This window comes from Inquilinus sp. YAF38 (assembly GCF_052113205.1).
In the GTDB taxonomy this organism is placed as follows: Bacteria; Pseudomonadota; Alphaproteobacteria; order DSM-16000; family Inquilinaceae; genus Inquilinus.
Genome location: NZ_JBFRCU010000016.1, coordinates 87,073 through 95,694 on the forward strand (window position 1 = coordinate 87,073; position 8,622 = coordinate 95,694).

At 71.9% G+C, this 8,622-nt stretch carries 10 protein-coding genes and 1 pseudogene; 5 read left to right on the forward strand and 6 right to left on the reverse strand.

Translation table 11 applies throughout. The features are described from left to right. Window positions 1-10 precede the first annotated feature (10 nt). Window positions 11-823: a helix-turn-helix domain-containing protein gene (locus AB4Z01_RS10100; protein WP_441692991.1), complete on the reverse strand. Its 813-nt coding sequence runs from the start codon at window positions 821-823 to the stop codon at window positions 11-13. Between the two features lie 108 nt (window positions 824-931). Here AB4Z01_RS10100 and AB4Z01_RS10105 point away from each other — a divergent pair, with 108 nt between their 5' ends. Continuing rightward, on the forward strand, window positions 932-1,300 hold the full coding sequence (locus tag AB4Z01_RS10105; RefSeq protein ID WP_441692994.1) for a nuclear transport factor 2 family protein: 369 nt from the start codon (window positions 932-934) through the stop codon (window positions 1,298-1,300). A 37-nt stretch (window positions 1,301-1,337) separates the two neighbouring features. On the opposite strand, the gene cml is transcribed toward AB4Z01_RS10105, so the two are convergent. Then, window positions 1,338-2,516, reverse strand: coding sequence for a CmlA/FloR family chloramphenicol efflux MFS transporter (gene cml, locus AB4Z01_RS10110; RefSeq protein ID WP_441692996.1), 1,179 nt, complete (start codon window positions 2,514-2,516; stop codon window positions 1,338-1,340). Window positions 2,517-2,830: 314 nt separating this feature from the next. On the opposite strand from cml, the gene AB4Z01_RS10115 reads away from it, so the two are divergent. Next, a complete protein-coding gene (locus AB4Z01_RS10115) occupies window positions 2,831-3,130 on the forward strand; it encodes an HlyU family transcriptional regulator (RefSeq protein ID WP_441692999.1) in 300 nt (99 codons plus the stop codon). A 3-nt stretch (window positions 3,131-3,133) separates the two neighbouring features. Here AB4Z01_RS10115 and AB4Z01_RS10120 read toward each other — a convergent pair whose 3' ends face one another. Continuing rightward, window positions 3,134-4,096, reverse strand: a complete 963-nt coding sequence (locus AB4Z01_RS10120; protein ID WP_441693002.1) for a GlxA family transcriptional regulator — start codon at window positions 4,094-4,096, stop codon at window positions 3,134-3,136. A gap of 104 nt (window positions 4,097-4,200) precedes the next feature. On the opposite strand from AB4Z01_RS10120, the gene AB4Z01_RS10125 reads away from it, so the two are divergent. The 3 genes from AB4Z01_RS10125 (at window position 4,201) to AB4Z01_RS10135 (ending at window position 6,699) form a co-directional block, all read left to right on the forward strand. After that, a complete protein-coding gene (locus AB4Z01_RS10125; RefSeq protein ID WP_441693005.1) occupies window positions 4,201-5,118 on the forward strand; it encodes an alpha/beta fold hydrolase in 918 nt (305 codons plus the stop codon). Window positions 5,119-5,129: 11 nt separating this feature from the next. Then, a complete protein-coding gene (locus AB4Z01_RS10130) occupies window positions 5,130-6,104 on the forward strand; it encodes a quinone oxidoreductase family protein (RefSeq protein WP_441693008.1) in 975 nt (324 codons plus the stop codon). 238 nt (window positions 6,105-6,342) lie between these two features. Then, window positions 6,343-6,699 carry a putative quinol monooxygenase gene (locus AB4Z01_RS10135; protein WP_441693009.1) on the forward strand — a complete coding sequence of 119 codons (357 nt, stop codon included), beginning with the start codon at window positions 6,343-6,345 and terminating at the stop codon, window positions 6,697-6,699. On the opposite strand, the gene AB4Z01_RS10140 is transcribed toward AB4Z01_RS10135, so the two are convergent. The 3 genes and pseudogenes from AB4Z01_RS10140 to AB4Z01_RS10150 form a co-directional block, all read right to left on the reverse strand. Continuing rightward, window positions 6,700-7,878, reverse strand: coding sequence for an NAD(P)/FAD-dependent oxidoreductase (locus AB4Z01_RS10140; protein WP_441693011.1), 1,179 nt, complete (start codon window positions 7,876-7,878; stop codon window positions 6,700-6,702). Between the two features lie 21 nt (window positions 7,879-7,899). Next, entirely contained in the window at window positions 7,900-8,373 is a 474-nt protein-coding gene (gene ybaK, locus AB4Z01_RS10145) for a Cys-tRNA(Pro) deacylase (protein ID WP_441693014.1), read from the reverse strand. A gap of 21 nt (window positions 8,374-8,394) precedes the next feature. Then, a pseudogene (locus AB4Z01_RS10150) lies at window positions 8,395-8,622 on the reverse strand (DUF6481 family protein); the annotation flags it as partial.

Consider the following 8,622-nt stretch of genomic DNA (forward strand, 5'->3'; position numbering starts at 1 on the left):
GACACTTTTGTTACGGAGCGTTGCCGGCGCCGGCCCGGCGCAGCGCCTCGGCGGTGGCGGCGTCGGCCGGGAAGAAGGATTCCACCGCCAGCTCGGACAGGGTGACGTCGACCGGCGTGCCGAACACGGTGGTGGTCGACAGGAAAGAGAGAATCCCGGATCCGGTCGCGAGGCGGAACGGCACGACGACGTCGGGATGACCCTCCTCGGCGGGGGCCAGCACCGCGACCGTGGCCGGCGGGGCCGGATAGGCCCGCAGCTCCGCCAGCAGCTCGACCAGCACCGGATCGCCGGCCGAGTCGACCTGGCGCTGCAGCCGCTCCACCAGATGGCCGCGCCACTCGGCGTAGTTGACGATCCGCGGCGCCAGACCGTCCGGATGCAGGCCGAGCCGCAGCACATTGACCGGCGGCTGCAGCAGCGCCGGCGACACCCCGTCCAGCAGCAGCGGCACCGCGGCGTTGGCGGCGACCAGCTGCCAATGCCGGTCGACCGCCAGCGCCGGGTTCGGCGCATGCGCCTCGATCACCCGCTCCACCGCCCGCCGGGCCAAGGCCAGGGCCGGGTCGTCCAGCGGCCGCACCGGATAGGCCGGGGCGAAGCCGGCCGCCACCAGCAGGGTGTTGCGCTCGCGCAGCGGCACCTCCAGCCGTTCGGCCAAATGCAGCACCATGTCCCGGCTCGGCCGCGAACGGCCGGTCTCGATGAAGGAGAGGTGGCGGGTGGAGATGTCGGCCTCGCAGGCGAGGTCGAGCTGGCTGAGGCGGCGGCGCCGGCGCCAGTCGCGCAGGTGGTCGCCGAAGCTGGGGGCGGTGTGGGCCATGTCCCGACGATAGCCGGCCGGCGGCGGCGCATCCATGACCTGGCAGGTAATCGCTTTCGTCCCCGGCGCCGGACAGGATCAGGCCATCGCAACCCGAGGAGACCTCAGATGAGCAACGCCACCGAGCTGGTCGACCGCTACATCGCGATCTGGAACGAGACCGATGCCGGCCGCCGGCGCGCCTTGATCGACACGACCTGGACCGAGGACGCCGCCTATCTCGACCCGATGATGCGGGGCGACGGCCGGGCCGGGATCGACGCCATGATCGCCGCGGTGCAGGAGCGCTTCCCCGGCCACCGCTTCCGCCGCATGGGTCCGGTCGACGAGCACAATGGGCGGGTGCGCTTCCGCTGGGAGCTGGGGCCGGAGGGCGAGCCGCCGCTGGTCGCCGGCACTGATTTCGGCGAGATCGCCGGCGGCCTGCTGGCCGGCATCACCGGCTTCATCGACCAGGCGCCGGCGATGGCGGCGTGAGGAGACGGGGCGGACCGCAAGGCCCGCCCCTTTCCCTTCATTCGACCGGCAGGCGCAGCGCCAGGCCGGTCACGACCAGCGCCGCCAGGGCGCAGAACCCGGCCAGCGCCAGGCCGGCCGGCAGCACCAGCACCGCCAGCGTGCCGACGGCGCCGACRATCAGCCCCTCCAGGCAGGCATAGAGCGCGGTCGCGGTGCCGGCGACATGGCCGAAGCCCTGCAGCGCCCCGTTGGCAGTGACGGCGCAGGTGACCGAAATCCCGGCCGAGATCACCCAGACCGGCCCCAGGAAGGCCCAGAGCGACGGGCCGGGCACGAGTTGCCCCAGCGCCAGCAGCCCGGCCCCGGCCAGCAGCAGCGCCATGCCGCGGAGCAGGCAGCCGCGCCGGCCCCAGCGGGCGGTGAAGCGGCCGGCGAAGCGGGCGGTCGCGATCATCACCAGCGCGGCGGTGCCGAAGGCCAGGCTGAAGCCGATCGGGGTCAAGCCGAGTCCGCCGATCAGCACCGCGGGCGCGGTCGAGAAATAGACGAAGAACGCGCCCATCGCTGCGCTGAAGCCGAGGGTGTAGGTCCAGAACGGCCCGCTGCCGAGGATCGCGCCGACATGGCGCAGCCGCACCCCGTCGCCGCCCTCGGGCCGCGTCTCCGGCCAGCGCCACAGCGCCTGCAGCCCGGCCAGGGCGCCGAGCCCGGCCAGCAGCCAGAAGATGCCGCGCCAGCCGAAGCCGTGGTCGACCCCGGCGCCGAGCAGCGGCCCGAAGGCCGGCACGAAGGCCAGCATCGAACCGAGCAGGCTGTAGATCACCGCGCCCTCGCGCCGCGCGGCGTAGACGTCGCGCACCGTGGCGAAGGTGGCGACCAGCATGGCCGCGGCGCCGGCCGCCTGCGCCAAACGCAGCGCCAGGAACAGGCCGGCCGAGGCGGTCAGCGCCAGCCCGGCCGAGGCCAGGGTGAACAGCAGCATGCCGCCGAGCAGCACCGGCCGCCGGCCGATGCGGTCGGAGAGCGGCCCGAACAGCAGCTGGCCGCAGCCGAGCAGCAGCAGATAGAGGCTGAGGGTCAGCTGGACCAGCGCCGGCGTCGCCGCCAGCGCCGCCGGCATCAGCGGTACCACCGGCAGGTAGACATCCATGCCGAGCGAGGCGATCAGGTCGAACGGGGACAGCAGCAGCAGGGTCGCTGCCAGTGAATAAGGCCATGGCCTGGGTGCAGGCATGGGAAGACCTCCGCGAAAAGGGGATTTCGGCGGCGGTCCGCATCAGGCTTGGTAGAGAAGGGCCGTGATCGGGAACGCCGCAACAACCGGACAGGCTGCTGCGGCTCAGCGGGTTGCGGTGGAGTCGGTCCTCATCGCGGGTCTCCGGCTACGGCAGGACGGCTGTAGCGGCTGGGCAGTGGGTTCGTCAATCGAATGGCACGCCCCATCCGTCATTGCGAGGAGGCCGGGGTCGCAATGACGGTGTGGGGTTTTGACGAGCACGCGATCCGGGCTAGGCTGTGGCTTCCCTTTCCTGAGCTGCAGGCGGCACGATGGTCTCCTTCCTCAAATCCCTGTTCGGCGGCGGCAAGCGCGAGGAGGCCTCGTCCGGCGAGGCCCCGGCCGGGCCGGCGGTCGAGTACAAGGGCTACCGCATCCGCCCTGCCCCGTTCCAGGCCGGCGGCCAATACCAGACCTCGGGCATCATCGAGAAGGACTTCCCGGAGGGCACCAAGACCCACCGCTTCATCCGCGCCGACAAGCACGGCAGCAAGGACGACGCCACCGCCTTCTCGGTGACCAAGGCGCAGCAGATCATCGACGAGCAGGGCGACCGGGTGTTCGCGGACTGAGGCTCAGCGGGCCTGGCGGCGGTATTCGCCGGGCGACAGGCCGGTGCGGCGGGCGAACAGGCGGCTGAACGACGCCGCATCCTGGTAGCCGACCCGCCAGCAGATCTCGGCGACGCCGAGATCGCCGCGCTCGAGCAGGTCGCGCGCGGCGTCCAGCCGCCGGTCCTGGATCCAGCGGCCCGGTGTGGTCTGCAACTCCTCGGTGAAGCGCCGGGCCAGGGTGCGGGGCGACAGGCCGAGCGTCCCCGCCAGGCTCTCGGGGCTGAGCGCCGGGAGATCGGCCCGCGCCACTTCCAGCAGGCGGTCGCGGAWCGGCTGGGGCGCCACCTCGTCGAGCGGGAACTCGTAGGGCGTCTGCGACCGGCGCGCCGGCGGCAGCACCAGCAGCTTGCGCACGATCCGCTCCTCCTTGGCGAAGCCGAGGTCGCGCAGCAGGGCCGTCGCCAGCTCCAGCCCGGAGAAGCCACCGCCGCAGCTGTAGATCCGGTCCTGGCGCAGCAGCAGCCGCGACGGGTCCCAGCGCACCTTCGGGAAGCGCCGCAGCGCATCCTCCTTCAGCCACCAGGAGATGGTGGCGCGGCGGCCGTCGAGCAGCCCGGCATCGGCCAGGAAATAGGCGGCGCCGCAATGGGCGGCGATGATCGCGCCCTGCTGCCGCGCCTGCTCGATCAGCGGCCGGGCGTGGCCGCTTTCCTCCGCCAGCGCCCGCAGCATCTCCGGTACGTTCAGCCCCGGCATCGCCAGCAGCACCAGCACGTCGACCGGCGCCGTCGGCTGCGGCGTGACGGGAAAGGCGATGCCGGAGGTGGCGGCGGCAACCGGCGCCCGGGCCACGAATTCGAAGGTGAAGGCCGGCTCGCGCCGCAGCGCGTTCACCAGCTCCAGCATCTCGACCAGCGTCGCCGCCACCGCCGAGTAGAAGCGGGCGGGCAGCCAGATCGCGACATGGATCGGTTTGATGGTCATCCGGCAGTTTTAGCATAGAGATTGTCAATCCTGCCAATTCAGTCGCCAACGGCGCATCACTAAGGTCTCGGCATGCGGCCCCGCCGCCCTGTTCCGAGGCTTCCATGACCAGACTTCCACATGTCCTGCTGGCTGCAGCCGCGCTGGCCACGTCGGCGCCGGCCGCCGCCGAGCCGCCCGGCCTGCCGGCGGGCTTCCAGAGCCGGACCATCGCCGTGCCCGGCGCCGAGATCTTCGTGCAGGTCGGCGGCGCCGGCGACCCGGTCGTGCTGCTGCACGGCCATCCCGAGAGCGGCGACATGTGGGGGCCGCTGGCGGCGGCGCTGGTGCCGCGGCACACCGTGATCGTGCCGGACCTGCGCGGCCTCGGCCGGTCGTCCCGCCCCGCCGGCGGCTACGACCAGGCGACCCAGGCCGCCGACATCCGCGCCGTGGTCGAATCGCTGGGCTTCGACGTCGTCGCGCTGGTCGGGCACGACCTCGGCGGCATCGTCGCCTATGCCTATGCCGCGCGCTATCCCGGCAAGGTCACCCGCCTGGCCTTCCTGGAGGCGCCGATCCCCGGCATCGGCCCGTGGGAGGAGGTCAAGGCGATCCCGGCGCTGTGGCACTGGAACTTCGGCGGGCCGGACGCCGAGCGGCTGGTCGCCGGCCGCGAGCGCATCTATTTCGACCATTTCTGGAACGCCTTCGCCGCCGACCCGGCGATGATCGGCGACGAGGTCCGCGACCACTACGCCGCGCAATACGCCGCCCCGGGCGGCATGCGCGCCGCCTTCGCCCAGTTCGCCGCCTTCGCCGAGGACGCGCGGCAGAATGCCGGGGCGGAGGACCGCAAGCTGACCATCCCGGTGCTGGCGGTCGGCGCCGAACGCGCCTTTGGCCCCTACCCCGCCATGTTCATGCGCGGCGTCGCCACCGATGTGCGCGCCGTCGTCATCCCCGGCACCGGCCATTGGCTGATGGAGGAAGCGCCGGACGCGACCGTGGCGCTGCTGCGCGACTTCATCGACGGCGAATGACGGAGGATCGGATGAAAGCGGTGGTGTTCGACCGGATCGGCCTGCCGGCCGAGGTGCTGTATGTGGCCGATGTGCCGGTGCCGGAGATCGGGCCGGGCGAGGCGCTGGTGCGGATGGTGGCGGCCTCGATCAACCCGGGCGACTTCCTGTTCGTCCAGAACCTGTATCCCGAGCCGAAGAAGCCGAAGTTCCCGCAGCAGATCGCCGGCAATCACGGTGCCGGGGTGATCGAACGGGCAGGGCCGGGCGTGGCGCTGCCGCCGGGCACGCTGGTGGCCTTCAGCCATGAGCGGACCTGGGCGGAATACGCCGCCGTGCCGGCCGAATACCTGATCCCGCTGCCGCCCGACATGCCGGCCGAGAAGGCCGGGCAGCTGATGAACCCGATCACCGCCTGGGACCTGGTGGCGGACTCGGGGGTCGCAGCCGGGCAGTGGCTGGCCGTGACGGCCGGGTATTCCACGATTTCGTCCCTGGTGCTGCAATTCGCCCGGCGGCGCGGCATCCGCACGGTCGCGATCGTCCGCCGCGCGCATCCGGAGCCCGACCTGCGCACGCTCGGCGCCGAAGCGGTGATCGACCTGTCCCGCCAGGACCTGCGGGCCGAGGTGGCGGCGGTCACCGGCGGGGCCGGGCTGCATGGCGTGGTCGACAATGTCGGCGGCCCGGCGACCGGGACGCTCATCCGCAGCCTGGCCTTCGGCGGCCGGGTGGTGATCAACGGCGGCATGAGCGAGGAGAGCTTCACGCTGCACAATTTCGACTTGCTGCTGAACGGCGTCACGATCCGGCCCAGCATCTACCGCTACTTCTTCGACCCGCCGGCGCCGGAGGATGCGGCGATGCTGGGCGAGATGATCGAGGTGTTCGCCCGGCCGGAGATAAGGGTGCCGCTCGGCGGCGTCCATCCGCTGGAAGACGCGGAACGGGCCATCGCCGAAAGCTGGGCCCGCCCGCGCGACGGCAAGCGAATCTTCCGGATGTGACGGTCGGCAACGCTTGATAACAACACGTCCGACTCAGCTTCATCGTCATCGCGAGGAGCGAAGCGACGTGGCGATCCAGCGGCACCGGTCCTGGATTGCTTCGTCGGCTTCGCCTCCTCGCAATGACGGTTCTTTAGGCCTTTGTTGCGAGAGAGGAAGCCGATCCATGACCTCCGAGGTTATCGACCGCAGGACGGCGGCGCCCGCATCCTGCCGGCCGCTGCCACAGGAGGCCCCGATGCTGCAGTCCACCACCGCCCGGCCCGGCGACACCACCGTCGCCTTCACCGTCACCCTACATGTCAAGCCGGGCCGCGAGGCCGAGTTCCTGGACCTGCTGACGCCGGTGCTGGACGCGATGCGGCGCGAGCCGAGCTTCATCAACGCAGTGCTGCACCGCTCGCCGGACGATCCGACGCTGTTCATGATCTACGAGACCTGGGCCGACCTGGAGGAACTGGTGCAGGTGCAGATCCCGCGCGGCTACCGCCAGGCCTATATCGCGGCGCTGCCGGACGTGCTGCGGCAGGAGCGCGGCGTCACCATCTGGCAGCCGATGCGCGGCGACTTCGCGACGGCCGCGGCGGCCGCGTGATCAGACAGCCTGTCCGGCGGACCAGCCGGAGGACCACGCCCATTGGAAATTGTAGCCGCCGAGCCAGCCGGTGACGTCCACCACCTCGCCGATGAAGTACAGGCCCGGCACCGCCTTGGCCTCCATGGTCCGCGAATCGAGGCCGGCGGTGTCGACGCCGCCCAGCGTCACCTCGGCGGTGCGGTAGCCCTCGGACCCGGCCGGGCGCACGCGCCAGCCATTCACCGCATCCGCCACCCGGCGCAACACCTTGTCGGAGAGGTCGGCGAGGTTGCCGGCCGCCCCCTCGGCCTCGGCGATGGTCTGCGCCAGCCGCTTCGGCAGCGCCTCGGCCAGCACGGTGTGCAGGGCCCGGCGGCCATTCGCGGCGCGGGCGCCGCGCAGCCAGTCGAACACATCGGTGCCGGGCAGCATCGACACCTCGATCTCCTGCCCCTCACGCCAGTAGGAGGAGATCTGCAGCACCGACGGGCCGCTGAGGCCGCGATGGGTGAACAGCATCGCCTCGCGGAACCGGGTGCGGCCGCAGCCGATCTCGGCGTCGACGGCGATGCCGGCCAGCGGCTTCAGCCGCTCCAGCAGCGCCGGCTCGAAGGTCAGCGGCACCAGGGCCGGCCGGGTCTCGGTGACGTTCAGGCCGAAGCGCGCGGCAAGGTCGTAGCCGAAGCCGGTGGCGCCCATCTTCGGGATCGACCGGCCGCCGGTGGCGACCACCAGGGACCGGCAGCGCAGCTGTTCGGACGCCAGGTCCAGGGCGAAGCCGTCGGGATCGCGCTCGACCGACTCGACCCTGCTCGACAGGCGCAGCGTGGCGCCGGCCCGGCCCATCTCGGCCAGCAGCAGGTCGATGATCTGGCGGGACGAGCCGTCGCAGAACAGCTGGCCCAGCGTCTTCTCGTGCCAAGCGATGCCGTGGCGCTCGACCAGGGCGATGAAGTCGCGCTGGGTATAGCGGCGCAGCGCCGAGATGCAGAAATGCGGGTTGCCGGAGATGAAGTTGGCCGGCGCCGCGTGCAGGTTGGTGAAGTTGCAGCGGCCGCCGCCGGAGATGCGGATCTTCTCGCCCGGCGCCGCGGCGTGGTCGAGCAGCAGCACCGACCGGCCGCGCCTCCCGGCCTCGGCCGCGCACATCATCCCGGCCGCCCCGGCGCCGATCACCACCACGTCGAAGGACTGCACCCCGTCTCCGTTCGGTCCGATCTAAGCGACCAGCGGCGCCACCTTGGCCTGCAGCGCCGCCTGCAGATCCTGCGGCTTGAGGCGGATCTGCAGCCCGCGCTGACCGCCATTGACGAAGATTTCGGCCTCGGCCATCGCCGATTCCTCGATCGCGGTCGGCACCGCCCGCTTCTGGCCCAGCGGGCTGATGCCGCCGACATGGTAGCCAGTGACACGCTCGGCATCGGCCGGGCGCATCATCTGCGCCGATTTCGCGCCGAAGGCCGCGGCCAGCTTCTTCATGCCGACCTCGCGGTCGGATGGCACGACGACGCAGACCGGCTTGCCGTCGGCCTCCGCCATCAGCGTCTTCAGCACGATGCGCGGCGGCACGCCCATGGCTTCGGCCGCCTGCAGACCGATTCGATCGGCGCCGGGGTCGTAGTCATAGGTCGCGACAGCGAAGCTCACGCCCGCCTGCTGCAGCACCTGGGTGGCGCGGGTGGTCTTCGACACGACGGCCCCGCGCCTCTCAGGTCAGCGCTTGGCGCGCGCCTTGCGGGCGGCGTAGCGGGCGTCGCGCTCGGCCTTCTGCTCGGCCAGCTGCGCCACCATCCGCTCCGCGTCCTCGCGCCGGGCGCGGGCCTCGGCCTCGGCGGCCTCGGCCTTCAGCCGGGCCTCCTCGATCGCGCGGGCCTCGGCCTCGGCCTTCAGCCGCGCCGCCTCGGCCTCCTTGGCCACCCGGCGCTCGGCCTCACGCTGCTC

Bases quoted from the DNA above. Each gene is read 5' to 3' on its own strand.
- AB4Z01_RS10135 (WP_441693009.1), top strand. From the start codon at position 6,343: ATGCTGCAGTCCACCACCGCCCGGCCCGGCGACACCACCGTCGCCTTC.
- AB4Z01_RS10100 (WP_441692991.1), bottom strand. From the start codon at position 823: ATGGCCCACACCGCCCCCAGCTTCGGCGACCACCTGCGCGACTGGCGC.
- AB4Z01_RS10115 (WP_441692999.1), top strand. From the start codon at position 2,831: ATGGTCTCCTTCCTCAAATCCCTGTTCGGCGGCGGCAAGCGCGAGGAG.
- AB4Z01_RS10125 (WP_441693005.1), top strand. From the start codon at position 4,201: ATGACCAGACTTCCACATGTCCTGCTGGCTGCAGCCGCGCTGGCCACG.
- AB4Z01_RS10105 (WP_441692994.1), top strand. From the start codon at position 932: ATGAGCAACGCCACCGAGCTGGTCGACCGCTACATCGCGATCTGGAAC.
- AB4Z01_RS10130 (WP_441693008.1), top strand. From the start codon at position 5,130: ATGAAAGCGGTGGTGTTCGACCGGATCGGCCTGCCGGCCGAGGTGCTG.